14 protein-coding genes and 3 pseudogenes are annotated in these 16771 nt (G+C 43.5%); all 17 read right to left on the reverse strand.

Translation table 11 applies throughout. The annotated features are described in order from the left end of the window. Positions 1-1297 (reverse strand): annotated as a pseudogene (murC, locus tag C3Z13_RS00060) (UDP-N-acetylmuramate--L-alanine ligase); the annotation flags it as partial. Positions 1298-1319: 22 nt separating this feature from the next. Then, positions 1320-2378: an undecaprenyldiphospho-muramoylpentapeptide beta-N-acetylglucosaminyltransferase gene (murG, locus tag C3Z13_RS00065; RefSeq protein WP_103854587.1), complete on the reverse strand. Its 1059-nt coding sequence runs from the start codon at positions 2376-2378 to the stop codon at positions 1320-1322. A 15-nt stretch (positions 2379-2393) separates the two neighbouring features. Next, a complete protein-coding gene (gene ftsW, locus C3Z13_RS00070) occupies positions 2394-3572 on the reverse strand; it encodes a putative lipid II flippase FtsW (RefSeq protein ID WP_103854588.1) in 1179 nt (392 codons plus the stop codon). A gap of 10 nt (positions 3573-3582) precedes the next feature. Beyond that, positions 3583-4893: a UDP-N-acetylmuramoyl-L-alanine--D-glutamate ligase gene (gene murD / locus C3Z13_RS00075; protein WP_103854589.1), complete on the reverse strand. Its 1311-nt coding sequence runs from the start codon at positions 4891-4893 to the stop codon at positions 3583-3585. Positions 4894-4911: 18 nt separating this feature from the next. After that, a complete protein-coding gene (gene mraY / locus C3Z13_RS00080; protein ID WP_103854590.1) occupies positions 4912-5994 on the reverse strand; it encodes a phospho-N-acetylmuramoyl-pentapeptide-transferase in 1083 nt (360 codons plus the stop codon). After that, a complete protein-coding gene (gene murF, locus C3Z13_RS00085) occupies positions 5988-7370 on the reverse strand; it encodes a UDP-N-acetylmuramoyl-tripeptide--D-alanyl-D-alanine ligase (RefSeq protein ID WP_103854591.1) in 1383 nt (460 codons plus the stop codon). The genes mraY and murF overlap by 7 nt, the downstream gene beginning before the upstream one ends. Then, on the reverse strand, positions 7367-8842 hold the full coding sequence (gene murE, locus C3Z13_RS00090; RefSeq protein ID WP_103854592.1) for a UDP-N-acetylmuramoyl-L-alanyl-D-glutamate--2,6-diaminopimelate ligase: 1476 nt from the start codon (positions 8840-8842) through the stop codon (positions 7367-7369). Before murE ends, murF begins: the two co-directional genes overlap by 4 nt. A gap of 20 nt (positions 8843-8862) precedes the next feature. Continuing rightward, positions 8863-10665: a peptidoglycan glycosyltransferase FtsI gene (gene ftsI, locus C3Z13_RS00095; RefSeq protein WP_103854593.1), complete on the reverse strand. Its 1803-nt coding sequence runs from the start codon at positions 10663-10665 to the stop codon at positions 8863-8865. A gap of 22 nt (positions 10666-10687) precedes the next feature. Continuing rightward, positions 10688-11008 (reverse strand): cell division protein FtsL, encoded by a 321-nt coding sequence (gene ftsL, locus C3Z13_RS00100; RefSeq protein WP_103854594.1) that lies wholly within the window; start codon positions 11006-11008, stop codon positions 10688-10690. A gap of 2 nt (positions 11009-11010) precedes the next feature. Further along, positions 11011-11976, reverse strand: a complete 966-nt coding sequence (gene rsmH / locus C3Z13_RS00105; protein WP_103854595.1) for a 16S rRNA (cytosine(1402)-N(4))-methyltransferase RsmH — start codon at positions 11974-11976, stop codon at positions 11011-11013. 111 nt (positions 11977-12087) lie between these two features. Beyond that, complete coding sequence (mraZ, locus tag C3Z13_RS00110) at positions 12088-12546, reverse strand: division/cell wall cluster transcriptional repressor MraZ (RefSeq protein WP_103854596.1); 459 nt, start codon at positions 12544-12546, stop codon at positions 12088-12090. Positions 12547-12798: 252 nt separating this feature from the next. Then, a complete protein-coding gene (locus C3Z13_RS11560; RefSeq protein ID WP_172459084.1) occupies positions 12799-12966 on the reverse strand; it encodes a DUF5363 domain-containing protein in 168 nt (55 codons plus the stop codon). Between the two features lie 47 nt (positions 12967-13013). Beyond that, positions 13014-13868 (reverse strand): GNAT family N-acetyltransferase, encoded by an 855-nt coding sequence (locus C3Z13_RS00115; protein ID WP_103854597.1) that lies wholly within the window; start codon positions 13866-13868, stop codon positions 13014-13016. A 130-nt stretch (positions 13869-13998) separates the two neighbouring features. Beyond that, positions 13999-14893: pseudogene (locus tag C3Z13_RS00120) on the reverse strand (tRNA(Met) cytidine acetyltransferase TmcA domain-containing protein). After that, positions 14848-15030, reverse strand: coding sequence for a hypothetical protein (locus C3Z13_RS11565; RefSeq protein ID WP_181021970.1), 183 nt, complete (start codon positions 15028-15030; stop codon positions 14848-14850). Before C3Z13_RS11565 ends, C3Z13_RS00120 begins: the two are co-directional and overlap by 46 nt. Positions 15031-15032: 2 nt before the next feature. After that, positions 15033-15500, reverse strand: a complete 468-nt coding sequence (gene ybeY, locus C3Z13_RS00125) for an rRNA maturation RNase YbeY (protein WP_103854599.1) — start codon at positions 15498-15500, stop codon at positions 15033-15035. Continuing rightward, positions 15497-16599 (reverse strand): annotated as a pseudogene (locus C3Z13_RS00130) (PhoH family protein). Before C3Z13_RS00130 ends, ybeY begins: the two are co-directional and overlap by 4 nt. Positions 16600-16771: the final 172 nt, after the last annotated feature.

A 16771-nucleotide genomic window follows, 5' to 3' on the forward strand; every position in this document is an offset into this window, starting at 1 on the left:
AAAATCGGATCAACTTTACCTAAATTACGAATAGAACGGCATAACGAACGGCTATCAGCCCCAGCAATCGGTGCTTCACCTGCAGCATACACATCAAGCATTAATAGCACATCAACTTGAGATAGTACTTGCACAAAATCATCAAATAAATCTCGCGTACGCGAATAACGGTGCGGTTGGAAAATCATCACAATTCGTTGTTTTCCCAACCTTTTTTCGCTGCTTCAATGGTTACGTCCACTTCTGTTGGGTGATGCCCATAATCGTCCACTAACATCACTTTTCCGTTAGGACGAATAAACTGACCAAGCTGATCAAAACGGCGTCCTGCGCCTTGGAAATCCGCTAAGGCAGCTAAAATAGCCTCGTTGCTAATACCCTCTTCTTTTGCCACGGCAAAGGCTGCGGTTGCATTTAACGCATTATGCTTACCTGGTACGTTAAGCAATACATTGACGCGTTCACCTTGAGGCGTAACCACGGTGTAATGCCCTTGAAAGCCTGTTTGCTGATAATCTTCAATGCGATAATCCGCATTTTCGCTAAAACCATAAGTGATCACTTGACGTCCAACTTTTGGAATCAACTCAAGTAGCACAGGATCATCTGCACACATTACCGCTAAGCCATAAAAGGGTAAATTATGCAAGAAATTCACATAGGTTTGTTTCATTTCTTCAAAATCACCGTGATAGGTTTCCATATGGTCAGGCTCAATATTGGTCACCACCGAAACCATTGGTTGTAAGTGTAAAAAAGACGCATCGCTTTCATCCGCTTCCGCGATTAAATAACGGCTTGCGCCTAAATGAGCATTTGTGCCAGCTGATTTCACCAATCCGCCATTTACGAAAGTCGGATCAAGCCCTGCCTGCGCATAAATCATTGAGATCATTGCGGTTGTTGTGGTTTTACCGTGTGTCCCCGCAATGGCAATGCCGTGACGGAAACGCATAATTTCCGCTAACATTTGCGCACGTTGAATCACAGGAATACGGTTATTGTGCGCTTCCACCACTTCTACATTATCATCTTTAATGGCGCTGGATACCACCACCACACTTGCACCATCAACATTGGCTGCTTGGTGAGAAAAATATATTTTTGCACCTAACGCACTTAAGCGTTGGGTTACCGCATTTTCCGCAATATCCGATCCTGTTACTTGGTAACCTTCATTCAACAAGACTTCCGCGATACCACCCATTCCCGCACCACCAATGCCGACAAAATGAATTTGTTTCACACGGCGCATTTCTGGCACGGTTTGTCTTACTCGTTTTTGAAATTCTTTCATTGCTCTGCCTCTTGTTATTCTTTTATTTCGCCACATTAATAATCACTTCTGCTACTTGCTGAGCAGATTTTGGTGTTGCCATTGCCTTGGCTTTTTCCGCCATTGTTAATAATTGGCTACGATCAAATTGGTTCAACATCTCGATCAGTGCTTCTGGCGTGAGATCTTTTTGTTCGATAATTTTGGCTGCGCCCACGTCCGCTAAATATTTCGCATTCAAATATTGTTGTCTGTCTTTATGTTGGAATGGCACGAAAATTGCGGGCGTCCCTACGGCGGCAAGTTCGCACACCGTTAATGCGCCTGAACGACAAATCACAATATCCGCCCAGCCATAGGCTTCTGCCATATCATCAATAAAATCCGTTACTTGTACATCAGCGCCTTGAGGATAAAGTGCGGTGATTTTTTCTGACATATTTGCCCCCACTTGATGGCGAGCGGTCAATTTATCCTCTAAGGCTTCCACCACTTTCGGCAAAGTGAGATTTAACACGCGCGCCCCTTGGCTGCCACCCACCACAAGCACTCTTAATTTGCCTAAACGCTTAGCGAAACGCTGTGCAGGACTTGGCATTTCAAACAAGGATTGACGCACAGGGTTGCCCACCACTTCCGTATTTGGAAAGGTGTTAGGAAAGGCTTGCAACACCCGAGTCGCAATTTTGGCTAACCAAGAATTTGTTAGCCCTGCCACGGCATTTTGTTCGTGCAACACAATAGGTACACCGCATAATTTTGCTGCCACGCCACCCGGCCCTGAAACATAACCACCCATACCAAGCACGGCATTAGGCTGATATTCTTGAATAATTTTTTTCGCTTGGAAAATCGCACGTACAATTTTAAATGGTGCAGCAAGCAACGCTTTTATGCCTTTGCCACGCAAGCCCGAAATTTGGATAAATTTAATCGGGATACCGTGTTTCGGCACTAATTGTGCTTCCATACGATCTTGCGTGCCAAGCCAACAGATCTCCCAACCCTGTTGCTGTAAATATTGTGCAACGGCAATCGCAGGGAAAACGTGTCCGCCAGTTCCACCTGCCATCACCAATAAACGTTTTTTTTGTTGTGCCACAATGTGTCCTTTTTCTTAATCATCACGCAAACGTGCGTGTCCACTTCGCATTAGTCGATTTTCGTGATCAATGCGTAATAAAATCCCGATACTGACAGACATAATAATCAAACTTGATCCGCCATAACTCACCAATGGGAAAGTCAGCCCTTTGGTTGGCAACAAACCTAATGCCATGCCTAAATTTACGAAGCCTTGGAAGAAAATCCAAAAACTAATGCCGAAAGCTAAAAATCCTTTGAAACGCTGTTCTAGTTGCAATGATTCTCGTCCTATTTTCATTGCTCTAAACACTAATAACGCTAACAATGTGATCACAAAGAGAATGCCGATTAAGCCAAATTCTTCACCAATGACTGCCATCACAAAATCAGTATGCGCTTCTGGTAAATATTCTAATTTTTGAATGGAATTTCCCAGTCCTTCGCCTGTAATCTCCCCTCGTCCAAACGCCATTAATGAGTTTGAAAGCTGAAAACCTGTGCCATAAGGGTCTTTAAAAGGGTCCATAAATCCCGTTAAACGTTTCAGTCGGTAAGCCGATGAAATCGCTAGCCATAATACAAGCAAGACACCAGAACAAGCCAAGGCAAAGAACTGCCAGAAATTCGCCCCCACAATCCAAAGTAAACCAAAGGTAATCACAAATAAAACAACGGTACTTCCTAGATCGGGTTGCAATAATAATAAACCGCCCAATAATCCCATTACGACTAAGGGCTTGAATGCACTGAGCTTGCGGCTACGCACTTCGTCATAACGGCGGGTAAAGTAGCTAGCAAGGAAACAAGTGAGTGCCAACTTAGCAAATTCAGCCGGCTGGAAATTAAAGAAGATCATTGGAATCCAACGTCTAGCCCCATTAATTCTTGAGCCAATTCCAGGAATAAGCACCATAACGAGCAAAATCATTGCAATCCAAAAAATATAGCCATAATACTTTTCCCAGAAAGTCGTTGGAATATTTAATACGGTATAGCAAGCAAAAATTGATAGCACAACATAGATGGCATCACGTTTTGCAAAATAGAAAGAGTCATTGAATAATCTCGCTCCCACGGGAATTGACGCAGAGGATACTGCGATCAATCCAATCACGAGCAAACTCACAAAGAGCCATAATAATGCTCTGTCGTAGAGCAAATTATTTGGCGTAATTCTTGAATGGGCTTTTAAATTTTCAATAAACTGCATTGATGATTCTCTAACTTAATTTGGCTAAGCGGGTAAATTCTTCGCCACGCTTTTCAAATGAGGCGAATTGATCAAGGCTCGCACAAGCTGGGGAAAGCAAGACCATATCGCCTGATTTGAGTTGCGAACGAAAGGCTTCTATCGCTTGTTCCATTGTGTCAAACAAATAGCTTTGCTGCGAAAGTTGAGCCAATTTTCCGCCATCTTGTCCAAAACAATAACATTCAATATGCGGTTGATTAATCAACGCGGCGAGTTCAGAAAAATCAGCGCCTTTGCCATCACCACCAAGTAATAAATAAAGTTTACCCGACACTTGTAAGCCGGTGAGCGCTGCCACGGTGCTACCCACATTAGTCGCTTTGGAATCGTTAATCCAACGCACGCTTTGGGCAAAATGCGCTAATTGAAAACGGTGATCTAGCCCTGTAAATTCACGAAGTGCGGTGCAAATACCTTGCAAATTTATCCCCGCACTTTGTGCAAGAGCAATCGCGGCCAGTGCATTCATATAATTATGGCGCCCCGTCAATTTTATTTCATCGCAAGGTAAAATCATTTCTTCATAAGCCATTAAATATTGCTTACCGTTTTCGCTTTTTAGCCAATAATCTGCGTTCGTTTCGCCAAAGCTCACTTGGTGCTTCGCTCGCTCTGTGCCGTCTTGTTGGGTTAACGGATCTTCTGCATTAATCACCGCGGTTTGGCAATGATGATAAATTTTTAATTTGGCTTGGCGATAATCTTCTAAATCCACATAGCGATTCATATGATCTTCGCTCACATTTAATACGGTAGCGGCAATGGCTTTTAAGCTGTAAGTGGTTTCCAGTTGGAAACTTGATAGCTCCAGCACATAAATATCGTGATTTTGTTCAAGCAAAGAAAGGGCAGGAATGCCAATATTTCCGCCCATTCCCACCGTTAAGCCGGCCGCTTTCGCCATTTCTGCTACTAAGGTGGTTACCGTGCTTTTGCCGTTTGAACCTGTAATGGCAATAATCGGTTTATCGGCAGCACGGCAGAACAATTCAATATCGCCCACCACTTCAACGCCTGCTTGAAGTGCGGTATAAATTTCTGGTGTTTTTACTGCAAGCCCCGGGCTGATTACAATCATATCGCTTTCCAGCAACCATTGTGGGTTTAAGCCGCCCGTATGCACTGGCACATTTGAAGGTAATTGTTCCACACCCGCTGGCGATTGGCGGGTATCCATCACGCGCACCTTGGCTTGTTGCGCAAGTAAATAGTCCACGCAAGACAATCCTGTTTTGCCCAAGCCCACCACACAGATATTTTTATCTTGATATTGATTCATTGTTTGCTCTTAACCTTTTTAACGTAACTTCAAAGTAACCAAGCCAAGTAATACAAGCATTAGGGAAATAATCCAAAAGCGAATAATCACGCGCGGTTCAGGCCAGCCTTTTAATTCAAAATGATGGTGAATAGGTGCCATACGGAAAATACGCTGTTTACGCAGTTTGTAAGAACCCACTTGCAAAATTACAGACAGAGTTTCCATTACAAACACACCGCCCATAATCACTAATAAAAATTCCTGGCGAACTAGCACGGCCACCACACCTAATGCCCCCCCTAGTGCGAGCGATCCCACATCGCCCATAAACACTTGCGCAGGGTAAGTATTAAACCAGAGGAAGCCTAAGCCTGCACCGACAATGGCGGTACAGAACACCACCAGTTCAGAAGTGTATTTAATATGCGGAATATACAAATAATTTGACCATTCTACGTTACCTGTTGCCCACGCAATTAAAGCAAATGCCCCTGCCACAAAGACAGTTGGCATAATGGCAAGGCCGTCTAAGCCGTCTGTTAAATTCACCGCGTTACTTGTCCCTACAATCACAAAATAGGCCAACACGATATAGAACAAGCCAAGCTGCGGCATCACTTCTTTAAAGAATGGTACGACAAGGCGCGTGGCATCGGTATCTTTCCCCACAGCATACATACCAAATACCGCAACGAGCGCAATGGCTGATAGCCAAAAATATTTCCAGCGTGCAATTAAGCCGTCCGTGTTTTTGCGGGTGATTTTGCGGTAATCGTCCACAAAACCCACTGCGCCATAACCGAGCAACACAAACAAACTAAACCAAACATAAGGATTGGCTAAATTTGCCCACAGCAAGGTACTAACGGTAATGGCAAATAAAATCATAATACCGCCCATCGTTGGCGTGCCTTTTTTGCTTAAATGGCTTTCAGGGCCATCATTACGCACTTCTTGGCCAAATTTTAGGATTTGTAAGCGACGAATCACTTTAAGGCCAATCCATAAAGAAATTAATAGTGCAGTCAATAAAGCTAAGATCGCACGCACGGTAATATAAGAAACGACATTAAAGCCACTTTGATATTGCTGGAGATATTCCGCGAGCCAAACTAACATTGGAAATTATCCTTTAATAATTCAATTACATTTTCTAATTGCATTCGGCGAGAGCCTTTGGCTAACACCACTACGTTTTGATTTTGCGACAGTTTTTCTGCAATTATCGGACGAATAAAATCCACTAATCGCCCTTGATCGATGAAGTGCATTCCGCCACATTGCGCTGAAATTACCGCGCTGTGTTCGCCATAGCTCACCACATAATCAAGCTGTGCCGCTTTCGCCGCCTCGCCCACTTGCTGATGGCAAAGCTGACTATTTTCGCCTAATTCTGCCATATCGCCAACTATTAAAATGCGAAAAGCGGGATATTTTTGTAACACTTGAATCGCCGACTGCAAGGAATCCACATTGGCGTTATAAGTGTCATCGAGTAACAATAAATTTTCGCAAGGCTGAATCGGGAATAAACGCCCTTTCACTTTTGTGCCTTTTGCCAAGCCCTGCTGCACATCAGAAAGGCTTGCGCCCACATTCATTGCTAACGCCGCAGCTGCCAATGCATTGCTGATGTTATGCTCGCCTAAATAAGGCAACTGAATAGCAATCTCGCCCTGTGGGCTGTGTAAGGTAAATTGCGATCCTTGCCCGTTGAGCTGAATATCCGTGGCATAAAAATCCGCTTGTGAATTTGTTAAAGAAAACGACCGCACTTGGTGATCGCCAATATTCTTTTGCCAATCCGCCAGATAATTGCAATCTAAATTAATCAAGGCGATGCCTTGTTGCGCAAGCCCTTGATAGATTTCGCCTTTGGCTTGTGCCACGCCTGCAAGACTACCAAAACCTTCCAAATGCGCAGCGGCCACATTATTCACCATCGCCACGTTAGGACGTACTAATTCCGTGGTGTACGCAATTTCACCTAGATGATTGGCGCCCAATTCAATCACCGCAAATTTATGCTGTGGAGTAAGGCGTAATAAGGTTAGTGGCACGCCAATATCATTATTGAAATTACCGTTGGTAAATAAAACTCGGGAAAAATCCCCCGCACTTTGTTGCAAAATGGCGGCAGTCATTTCTTTCACCGTGGTTTTGCCTGATGATCCCGTGATCGCCACTGTTAAAGGGTTAATTTGTGCTTTTAGCCATTTACCTAGCAGCCCTAAGGCAAGGCGAGTGTCCGCCACAACAATTTGTGGCACATCTATTTCACATTGATGATCTACGATCAGCGCCAATGCGCCTTGTTCCACGGCATTGGCTAAATATTGATGACCATCAAAACGCTCACCTTTTAAGGCAAAAAATAGCCCTTGCGGATTGGCTTGACGGGTATCCGTGCTGATATTTTCAATCGCGACACGCTCATCACCATAAAGCGTGCCATTGAGAATATCAGCCAATTGTTGGGTGGTTAATTTAATCATTTTGTTTCACTAAAATATTGTTTTACTGTCGCTTGATCGGAAAACGGCAATTTCGTTGTGCCAATAATTTGGTAATCTTCGTGGCCTTTGCCGGCAATCAGCACCACATCTTGCGGTTGCGCCATTCTAAGTGCTTGTTGAATCGCTTGATCACGCTGATGAATAATCTGTACCTTGCTTAAATCCACAAATCCCGCTTGAATGTCTTGCATAATAGTTTCTGCATCTTCCGTGCGTGGATTGTCGTCTGTAACAATCACAAAATCAGCAAACTGCTCTGCAATGTGTGCCATTTGCGGACGCTTCCCTATATCCCGATCACCACCGCAACCAAACACGCAATAAAGCGCCCCTTCACAATGCAAACGTGCCGCTTGCAAGGCTTTTTCTAAGGCATCTGGCGTGTGGGCATAATCCACGATTGCCGTGGCTTGATTTGTCGCATTCAAACGTTCCATTCGCCCACAAACACCTTGTAATTTCCCCGCACGTTGACAAAGTTCGTTTAAAGAATAACCTAAGGCAAGCAGACTGGCGAAAGCAAATAATAAATTGCTGACATTAAATGCGCCAATCAATGGGCTATGTAATTCACCCTCGCCCCAACTAGACGTGAAATGAATAATCGCACCTTGATTATGGAATTGAACTTGTTCTGCTTTGAGCCATTGTTTATGGTTTGGTTGATAATCCGCTTTGCAGCTCACCGCAATTGCATTGGGTAATTGCTGTAACCATTGTGCGCCCACAGGATCATCAGCGTTAATCACCTGATGCGCGCTATTTAACTCGCTGAATAAACGGTATTTCGCAGCAGCATAATTTTCCATTGTGTGGTGATAATCAAGATGATCACGACTCAGGTTGGTAAAAATAGCCACGGCAAATTGCAGTGCTTCAACACGATGTTGCACCAAGCCGTGTGATGACACTTCAATGGCGGCAAAATCTGCGCCAGCCTGTACAAATTCCGCAAGGGTGGACTGAATTTCAATGGCTGAACCCGTGGTATTTGCCGCTTCCTTAATTTGCCCAAGCAAGCCATTGCCAATGGTTCCCATTACTGCACTTTTATGTCCAAGCAAGTTCGCCCACTGTGCCACAAGCTGAGCCACCGTGGTTTTGCCATTCGTTCCTGTTACGCCAACGAGGGTTAAATGGGCTGAAGGATCATTATAAAATTGCCCTGCAAGACGCGATAAATGTTGCGGTAATTCATAATAGGCAATAAGCGGAATGCCTTGTTCCATTTTGACGGTTAAGTGTTGCTGCGCAAAATCTGCTTCAAAAAGCACCGCACTTGCGCCATTAGCAATAGCTTGCGGAATGTAGTTTCTGCCGTCCGTTTGATGCCCTTTTATAGCAACGAAAAGACAGCCAGTCTTTGCAGAGCGGCTGTCTAACGTCATTTCGGTCAGCTCAACTTCTTGGGGCAAATGATCGATCCCCAAAAGTGCGGTGAGTTTTTTCATTATTTTTCCTTGATCAAAAATTAGTTCGTTGTTTCATCTTTTTTCTGAGTATTTAAACGAACGGTGCGTTTAGCGACTTTTTGTTGCTCCACCGCATCAGGCGGAACGTTATTCATTCGTAACGCATAGCCCATAATATTTGAGAACAATGGTGCAGAAACCGCCCCACCATAATATTGCCCTGCTTTCGGATCATTAATTAAAACAATCAGGGCATAACGTGGGTTACTGACTGGCGCAATGCCTGCGGTATAAGCAATATATTTATCCACATAGCGACCTTTTTCTAGCTTTTTCGCTGTCCCTGTTTTGATCCCAACGCGATAGCCTTCCACCATTGCGCGTTTATTTTTGATTGCCACTTTTTCCATCATATTCACCACTTCACGGGTGATTTTTTCAGGGAAAACGCGCTGCCCGATCACAGGTGGATCAACCTTGGTAATGGAAAGTGGGCGATAAATCCCGAAACTGCCTAAGGTAACATAGGCGCGTGCAATTTGTAACGGCGTTGCATTCAAACCATAACCATAGGCAACGTTGGCACGTTCAATCTCAGCCCAACGTTTACGATTTGCATTTAAGATCCCTGATTGCTCACCAATCAAGCCTAAATCTGTTGGTTTGCCTAAACCTGCGTTTTGGTAAGTTTCCATTAACGCGCTTGGTGGCATACGCAAAGCTAAGCGGCTCACACCACGGTTACTGGAGTTTTCCAAAATTTCATCAAGGGTTTGGCGATCTCTTGGTGCAACGTCTTTGACTTCGTGTCCATTTAGCACTAGCGGCCCTGTGTTAATCACTTCGTTACGTTTTACTACGCCATTTTGAAGTGCGGTCAAAACCACAAAAGGTTTTACTGTTGAACCCGGCTCAAAGGTATCAGTAATGGCACGGTTTCGCATTAAATCAGCTTTTACACCAGCACGATTATTTGGATTGTAGGAAGGGGCATTGACCATTGCGAGCACTTCACCTGTGCGAATATCCACTAACACCGCGGTTCCTGATTCTGCCTTATTTTCTGCCACCGCTTTTTTGATTTCGCGGTAAACCATTGATTGCAATTTTTCATCAATACTCAAGGTAACATCGTGTGCGTCATATTTTTTAACATCGGCGATGTCTTCCACTACATGTCCAAATTTGTCCTTGCGATAGGTGCGAGAGCCTGATTTACCCACCAATAATGAGTTAAAACTTTTCTCAATGCCTTCAATGCCTTCACCATCAATATTGGTGTAGCCGATCAAATGGGCGGTTTCTTCCACTCTTGGATAAAAACGGCGTGCTTCTGTTTTTAACACTACACCTTTGATTTTCAGTTGTTTAACATAATCAGCAACGGTTGGGGAAACCTGACGAGATAAATATACAAAGCGAGAAGAAGGATCTTTTTCCACACGCTTAATTAAATTGCTATAAGAAACGCCAAGGGCTTTGGCGAGTGCTTGCCAACGTTCTTTATCTTGCAAAGAATTTTCTTCAAACACGAATTTAGCATCAGCCACCACAGAATACATCGGTACGCTGACAGAAAGAAGTTGTCCATTGCGATCTAAGATTGAACCACGCACAGAAAGCACTTGCTGAGTACGCACTGAGCGTTTATCCGCCTCATCAGCCAGTGGATCGGCATTTACCACTTGTATATAAGCCGCGCGTGCAATCAAGGCACTTAACCCAAGTACAACAGCGGCGATCGACCAATAAAAACGACCTTTCAAAAAACTATTATGGTAGGAAATTTTAGGTTTGTTGCGTTTAATTGCACTGCCTGTGCTGGTGCTACGCTTTGTTCTGTGATTTTTCTTCTTGATCATTTTGCACCTTAGGGTCTATTAATTATTCCAATAACAAAACTTCTTGTTCTGGCACAACACGTTTCATCTGTAATTTTCCCGTAGCAATCGCCTCAACACGGGTATTATCGCTTTGGGTTGCTTCTTCTAACTTAAGATTTAAAAATTCATTTTCCAAGGCTTGGTGTTGCAACACTAATTCACCTTTTTCCGCGATCAAGCCACGCGTTTTGTGAGTAATCCAAATGGTGCTTAATGCACTCACAATCACCAATACCATTAACGCCATCACTAATTTATTTGAGGCAAAGAGATCTTCGGCAATAATGCTACGCAATGGATAACGTTCTGAATTTTCAACCATTTTTATACTCTCTCCGCAATACGCAGCACCGCACTTCTTGAGCGGGCATTTTGGGCAATTTCTTGTTCACTTGGCATAATCGCCTTGCCAATGGTTTTTAAGGTTTGGCTACGCTGAATTTGATCTTCACGCAGCGGCAAGCCTTTCGGCAAACTTTCGCCCTTGCTTTGCTTACGCATAAAATGTTTCACCATACGATCTTCAAGGGAATGGAAGCTGATGATCGACAAACGTCCTTGTGGCGCTAATACTTGTAAAGCCCCTTGCAAGACACGTTCTAGCTCTTCTAATTCAGAATTAATGAAAATACGAATTGCCTGAAAACTACGCGTAGCTGGGTGTTTATATTTATCTTTAAAAGGAACCGATTGCGCAATCAGCTCAGCTAATTGCAAGGTGCGATTAAGTGGTTCTGTGCCGTTTTGACGTGCATTTTTATTATAATTAACAATGGCTTGTGCAATGCGCTTAGCAAAACGCTCTTCACCAAAGGTTTTCAATACCCAAGCTAAATCTTGCTCAGAAACCTGTTGCAACCATTCGGCCGCCGATAAACCTTGGGTGGTATCCATTCGCATATCAAGCGGACCATCTTTCATAAAACTAAAACCGCGCTCAGCTTCATCTAATTGAGGGGAAGATACGCCAAGATCGAGCAAAATACCGTCAATTTTACCAACTAAACCTAATTTTTCGCAGATCTCAGGGATCTCGGAAAAGCTATTGTGTTCGATCTGAAAACGTGGATCTTGAATTTGCGCTGCCGCCACAATCGCACGTGGATCGCGATCAATGGCGATTAATCTGCCATCTTTGGATAAGCGAGATAAAATCAGACGAGAATGACCGCCGCGCCCAAAAGTGCCATCAATATAGATGCCTTTTTCTTTCAACGCCAAACCGTCCACCGCTTCATTTAATAAAACGGTGAAATGTTCAGGTGAAGAAAAAAGGTTCTGCGCGTTCATAACTTTTTAATAAATAATAAAAAATTAAATAGTAAAATGAGATAAGCGGAGTCCGAAGACACCGCTTATCTCTGCTAGTGCCGCTGTTCTTTTTTGGAAGTTACCCTTCTCTTATAATGACAGCGTGATCAATTCAGGAGATTGCGCAAGTTGCCCACTTGCACCAAGTGCCATATCTTGTTGAATCTGTGCGTGCCATTCTAGCTCGCTCCAAATTTCAAATTTGTTAAGCTGACCGACTAACATCGTGCTTTTTTCTAGTTTCGCGTGCTGGCGTAATGGCGAGCTAATTAAAATTCGCCCTACGCTATCCAGCTCACATTCTGTGGCATAACCAAGCATCACACGTTGTAAACTCCGTTGCACAGGATCAAAATTCGACAAACTTAATAATTTTTGCTCAACAACTTCCCATTCATCTAAGGGATAAAGTAACAAGCAAGGTTGACGAATATCCACGGTACAAACCATTTGCCCATTATTTTTTTCTAGGATCTCGGCACGGTAACGGGTAGGAATGGCAAGCCGTCCCTTTGAATCCAAATTTACCGATGATGCGCCACGAAACATTGTTTGAGATCTCTTGTTAAAAATAAGTGCGGTTATTTTTTACAGAATTTCGCAATTTTTACCACAAAACACCACTTTTTACCACTTATTTGTAAGTTTAGTATTAGTTTGACTAAGTTGCAAGCAGTTTGATCCGGATCTTATGTAAAGATTTGTATATTTCGCCCAAAAAGAAAGCCATTTGAGCAACGCGCCAAATGGCTTTGTAAGAAATGATTGAAAAGTGAGAAATGTAAAGATCGCGATCTGATCCTAAGATTTAGCTGCTTTCTCTTGCTCCGCTTTTTTCGGTGGATCTTCATCAAATTTCACCACTGGCACACAACTGCGGCAAGCGCCTTGATCGATCCCCAATTCTTTGCAAAATTCGCTGTATTTATCCCATAATCTGCGCAGCACACCTTTTTGTTGATTTGCCATTATTTCCCCCTATTTTGCGATTTATTCTTTGCCTTATGTATGCCTTATCATAAAAGAATTTTTTGCTTTTGCAACCACCGTTTTACTTCTTCGCGACAAGCTTGCAACCATTGCTTTTTGCCCGTGCTTGGTAAGATTTTTTGTTCACAATAAGCCGACAATAAAGGCAATGTTTCCCCTTGATTGCCCCATAATAAACGGCGAATAGCCGGGATCGTGCTGGCTAAATTTCGTTGATAATAAGCAAAATAATGTAACGCTTTGATGTCTTGTTCATTCAGAGAAAAATCTCTTGTTTGCAGCCCTTGTGGGCATAGCTGCGTGGCTAAAGGGTGGAAGGATAAAGGAATATCTCGCTCAAATTGTGCTAACAATTTTGTACAAAAATCTTGCCCTGCGCGGCTTACGCCTTTTACGCTAATCGCGCTATAACAACCGCTGTTGGCTTCTTTATGGCTGCCTAAATAAACCAAATTAAACCCGCACTTTTGCCAGAATTGAGCAAGCTCGGGCGTGTAGCCAAAGCTCACCGATAAAAAATCTTGCGTGCGATCTTGACTCTGCAGACTTGGCTCATTCACTTCTGCCATTAGCGCCTGTCCTATCCCTTGATGTTGCCATTTAGGTTGCACAGCAATGCGAGAAATGCGTGCTGAACTCAGCTTGCACGCTGCTTCATTTAGGCTTGCTTGGCACAATATTTGCGCCACCAAATTACCTTTCGGGCGGCGGACACCTTGCATTATGCCTTCAATCAACGCACTATCTTGCATTGCCCCTTCATTCAGCAGCCAAAGCGCGCCTAATAAATCCTGATTGGATTTTGCCAGTAAAAATTGCTGATGCCTGCCATCGAGCAAACGGCGTAAATCCACAGGGGACGTCTTATAATGGGCGAGCATCAGCAATCCGTAAAAATCTTCATATTCTCCTTTCTGAAAAAGGCTTTGGCTATGATGCCAATGAAAATGCAAATCCGCATTAGGAACAAATTAGGCTGAAACTCAGGCTGAGCTAATTGGCTTTCCGCTTCTAATAAAGCAACTCAGAAATAAAAGGTTCAATCAGATCATCTGCTCGCCAACGCAACGGGGTGCTGAGTTCAAAATGTTGCAAAGTGCGGTGTTTTTTGCATAAATTTAAGCAAGAAACCGCGCCCTGTGCCTTCATAGCTTTGTATCGTGGTGGTACATAAAATCGCCCGAAAATGCGCTGTGAGCTGCATTAATAAAGGTAGCGGGATCATTGCAGCTTCATCAATGATCAACCAATGATCGTTAAATTTATCGGGATCTTGTTGCACTTGTTGAGCGAGATCATCAGGTGCAATAAAAAGTAACTCTTTCTCAGCAAAATCTTGCAAAATTTGCACCGCACTTTTATTTGGTGCGGTGAGAATCACCTTGTCTAAATGCGCGGCAAATAATCCTGCCAAGGCGGATTTTCCCCGTCCACGCTTGGCGGTGAGCACATTGATTTCTTTCGGAGCATTTAATAATTGTTGCAAAATACGTTGTTGATCCTGCGTGGCAGAATGAAAGGACTTTATCGGCTCGATGGCTGAGTTATGCGGTGCTGGTAAAAAGCTATCACCATTTTGTTGCTGATAAATAGGAAAGCCGTATTCACGCACTTTTTGCTGCATAAATTGGACAAAATTCGGTGTGCAAATGCCTTGCGGCACACCGCTCCAACGCTGGCTATCCAAATCAATTTGCGTGGCTAAATGTTGCCAATAGTTGAACAATAAATAAAGCTGCCCGCCCGCTTGCAATGTACCTGCGGCAATGGCAAGGGCATCAAGATTTAGGCTTTGTCTGGCATCATAAATAATCAGGCAATGTTCGCGCCCAAGCTGATTTTTTGCTTTGCTAAAGGGAATTAGAGTGATGTTTTGCTCGGGAAAAAGTGCGGTAGTGCGGTGCAATTTTCATCACAATTTTCATCAAAAAAAAGCACCGCACTTTGTTTTTCAAAGCGAGCGAAGTCAGAAAATAAAGGGGAAAGTTGAGTTTGTAAGCACGTATTTTCCCCAACTAAGATACGAAGCTGACGTGGCTGCAAGGCTAGGCTTTTTCCGCTAAATAAGGATCGGCAAAGCCAAGATCTTGCATTATTTCCGTTTCAAGGCTTTCCATTTCTTCTGCTTCATCATCTTCAATATGATCGTAGCCCAGCAAATGCAAACAGCCGTGTACGACCATATGCGCCCAGTGTGCCATTAAGGGTTTGCCTTGTTCCTGCGCTTCTCGTTCTACCACTTGGCGACAAATCACTAAATCGCCGAGCAGCGGCAATTCCACTTCTTCAGGGCATTCAAAAGGAAAGGAAAGCACGTTGGTTGGATAATCCTTACCACGATAAGTGGCGTTTAAGCTTTGGCTTTCCGCTTCGTCCACCACGCGAATGGTGATCTCAGGTTGCAGGTTCTCTGCTTGCACTGCGGCGGTTGCCCATTGTTGAAATTGTTGTTCTGTCGGCAAGTTTTCGCTATTTTCTACTGCGATTTGTAAATCAACGATGACATCTTTCATTCTGTTTCTTCTCGTTCTAAGGCTTGTTGTTTCGCCTGTTCTTGCTGACGCTGTAAGGCGCGTTCTTTACGGCGAATTTCTTCCTGTTCGTCCCATTTATCATAGGCTTGCACCACTTTGGCAACCACTGGGTGGCGAACAATGTCTTTACTGTCAAAATATTAAAGCTCAATTCTGGCACATTTTCTAGCACTTCAATGGCGTGGCGTAAACCTGATTTTTGGCTGCGTGGCAAGTCAATTTGCGTGATGTCGCCCGTTATCACCGCTTTAGAATTAAACCCGATACGGGTTAAAAACATTTTCATTTGTTCGGTGGTGGTGTTTTGGCTTTCATCTAAAATAATAAAGCTATCATTCAACGTGCGTCCACGCATATAAGCCAGCGGTGCGATTTCAATCACATTGCGCTCCATTAATTTCTGCACTTTTTCAAAGCCTAGCATTTCAAATAAGGCATCATAGAGCGGGCGTAAATAAGGCTCAATTTTTTGCCCTAAATCTCCCGGCAAAAAGCCCAATTTCTCCCCGGCTTCCACCGCAGGGCGAGTGAGCAAAATGCGGCGCACTTCTTGTCGCTCTAAGGCTTCCACCGCAGCCGCCACAGCAAGAAAAGTTTTCCCTGTGCCTGCTGGCCCAATACCAAAACTAATGTCATAACGCAAAATATTATGCAAATATTGAATCTGATTTGCGCCACGCGGTTTAATTAAGCCACGCTTGGTTTTAATTGTGGTTTGATAGACTTTTGGCACCGCATTTTGTTCTGCTTGTTCGCTATCTTGTTGTAATAACATTCGATTTTCCTGAATGGCTAAATGCACATCAGACAAATCAATTTCTTTCACCACGCCACGCACCGGTGCGGTTTCCAAATACAATGTTTGGATCAACGCCGCCACTTTATTTAATAATTTTGCGTGATGAGATTTCGGATTGGGATCTTTCGATTTCAGCGTAAAGGTAAAATTACGCCGTGCAATATCCAAGAAAAATTCTTTTTCAATCAACTGGATATTTTCATCAAATGCTCCGCACAATGCCTGCAAACGGGCATTATCTTGCGGTTCAAGAGTAAAGGTTTCGCTTAGTTCGCTCATTGGGTTGGACAAATTGTGTTCCTTTTATTTTGTTTTCCTGCTACTGTCAGAATCATTTGATTGTTGATGGGCATATTACCACGTTTTAAATACAGGCTCTAATGCTCTTTGAGAAATTCTCTTTTTGTAGAAATGCGAGAAATCTCTCATTTTTGATAGAAAATAAGAATGA

Source organism: Avibacterium endocarditidis (genome assembly GCF_002921145.1).
Classification (GTDB): domain Bacteria; phylum Pseudomonadota; class Gammaproteobacteria; order Enterobacterales; family Pasteurellaceae; genus Avibacterium; species Avibacterium endocarditidis.

What these genes read in the sequence shown, in the direction of transcription:
- murF (WP_103854591.1), bottom strand. Translation starts at nt 7,370, where the DNA reads ATGATTAAATTAACCACCCAACAATTGGCTGATATTCTCAATGGCACG.
- ybeY (WP_103854599.1), bottom strand. Translation starts at nt 15,500, where the DNA reads ATGAAAGATGTCATCGTTGATTTACAAATCGCAGTAGAAAATAGCGAA.
- rsmH (WP_103854595.1), bottom strand. Translation starts at nt 11,976, where the DNA reads ATGAACGCGCAGAACCTTTTTTCTTCACCTGAACATTTCACCGTTTTA.
- ftsI (WP_103854593.1), bottom strand. Translation starts at nt 10,665, where the DNA reads ATGATCAAGAAGAAAAATCACAGAACAAAGCGTAGCACCAGCACAGGC.
- murD (WP_103854589.1), bottom strand. Translation starts at nt 4,893, where the DNA reads ATGAATCAATATCAAGATAAAAATATCTGTGTGGTGGGCTTGGGCAAA.
- C3Z13_RS00115 (WP_103854597.1), bottom strand. Translation starts at nt 13,868, where the DNA reads ATGCTCGCCCATTATAAGACGTCCCCTGTGGATTTACGCCGTTTGCTC.
- mraZ (WP_103854596.1), bottom strand. Translation starts at nt 12,546, where the DNA reads ATGTTTCGTGGCGCATCATCGGTAAATTTGGATTCAAAGGGACGGCTT.
- ftsW (WP_103854588.1), bottom strand. Translation starts at nt 3,572, where the DNA reads ATGCAGTTTATTGAAAATTTAAAAGCCCATTCAAGAATTACGCCAAAT.
- mraY (WP_103854590.1), bottom strand. Translation starts at nt 5,994, where the DNA reads ATGTTAGTTTGGCTCGCGGAATATCTCCAGCAATATCAAAGTGGCTTT.
- C3Z13_RS11560 (WP_172459084.1), bottom strand. Translation starts at nt 12,966, where the DNA reads ATGGCAAATCAACAAAAAGGTGTGCTGCGCAGATTATGGGATAAATAC.
- murE (WP_103854592.1), bottom strand. Translation starts at nt 8,842, where the DNA reads ATGAAAAAACTCACCGCACTTTTGGGGATCGATCATTTGCCCCAAGAA.
- ftsL (WP_103854594.1), bottom strand. Translation starts at nt 11,008, where the DNA reads ATGGTTGAAAATTCAGAACGTTATCCATTGCGTAGCATTATTGCCGAA.